The sequence below is a fragment of the Mycobacterium sp. 1482292.6 genome, from assembly GCF_001672995.1.
Lineage (GTDB): Bacteria > Actinomycetota > Actinomycetes > Mycobacteriales > Mycobacteriaceae > Mycobacterium > Mycobacterium europaeum_A.
Window position 1 is genome coordinate 1 of record NZ_LZKV01000251.1, and the last position, 754, is coordinate 754.

The window sequence follows — 754 nt, forward strand, 5'->3', positions numbered from 1 at the left end:
TTAACACCAGCGTGCTGGTCACGCTTTCGGTGCAGAACATCGCCAGCAGCAGGGCGGGCGCGGCCACCGAGGCCAGCGTGAACTTGAACATCCGCAGCAGCAGGTACCAGGCGATCAGAATCGCGACGGTGTTGATTCCGATGAACAGGAACCGCGACGGCGTGAACGGCAGGTACCCGAACGGGGCCATCAGCAGCGTGCCGCCCGGCGGGTACAGGTAGTGCGGGTCGACGTAGTCGAAGTGCTCGTTGTAGATGTCCCAGCCGTGCCGGAAGTTCAGGACCGCGCGGTAGACGGGTTTGAAGTCGTCGGTGATGTTCCCGTTGAGGGTGAGCACGATGCTGCGGTGCAGGACCGAGAGGATGGCCAGCGGCCACAACGCCATCCGCAGCACGGCCGCGACGCTCGGTGCGCCGGTGCGGGGACCAAAGGCGGCCAGGGTCCGGTCACGCAGGCCGGTTCGGGTCGATTCAGCTGCCGTCACCAGCGCACCGTACACCGGCGCCCGCGGGCGCCGGAAAGCAGCGTCAGGCCGGGCAGTAGGTGTCGGTGTTGGGCAATTTGCCGCTGTTGAGGTAGCCGATCAGCGGCGGCACCGCGCAGCCGGAGAAGATGCTGGCGCCGTGCCCGATGCCCTGCCACATCACCCGCTTGCTGGCGGCGTTGGCGTTGATGATGCTGGCCTCGGTGGCCGCGCCCGCCCTGCTGCTGGCGATGTTCTGCACCGAAAGCGTGACCAGCACGCTGGTGTTCA

Annotated in this window: 1 protein-coding gene and 1 pseudogene; both read right to left on the reverse strand. The window is 66.8% G+C overall.

Annotation, left to right across the window (positions count from 1 at the left end; genetic code table 11):
- Positions 1-499, reverse strand: a pseudogene (aftC, locus tag A5624_RS25375) (arabinofuranan 3-O-arabinosyltransferase); the annotation flags it as partial.
- A 28-nt stretch (positions 500-527) separates the two neighbouring features.
- The coding region (locus A5624_RS29640; protein ID WP_197519032.1) for an alpha/beta hydrolase at positions 528-754 on the reverse strand (227 nt) is incomplete at its 5' end.